The organism is Enterobacter sichuanensis, from assembly GCF_002939185.1.
Classification (GTDB): Bacteria; Pseudomonadota; Gammaproteobacteria; order Enterobacterales; family Enterobacteriaceae; genus Enterobacter; species Enterobacter sichuanensis.
The window spans coordinates 1-228 of sequence record NZ_POVL01000196.1 but is presented as its reverse complement, the minus strand read 5'-3'; the positions used below and the strand labels follow the sequence as shown (position 1 = coordinate 228).

Annotated in this window: 1 protein-coding gene; it reads right to left on the bottom strand. The window is 63.2% G+C overall.

Features of this window, described 5'->3' with window-relative positions:
* Nucleotides 1-228 (bottom strand): RHS repeat-associated core domain-containing protein (locus C5687_RS24495; RefSeq protein ID WP_238380526.1); only part of this gene is annotated, 228 nt, incomplete at both ends.

The window sequence follows — 228 nt, the reverse complement described above, 5'->3', positions numbered from 1 at the left end:
CCCAATCGGATCCTGCACAATAAACCGCCCGACCTGCGGGTCGTAGTAGCGGAACAGGTTATAATGCAGCCCCGTTTCACCGTCAGCGTACTGCCCGGCATAGCGAAGCGGCTGGTGTGCCATCGCCGAGCGATTCACAAGCCGTGAGAACCCTTCGCTCTGGTGGCGTACCTCGCCAAAGCTGCCGTACTGGCCGCTCCAGCGCACCGCGCCACGCTCGTCGGTCAC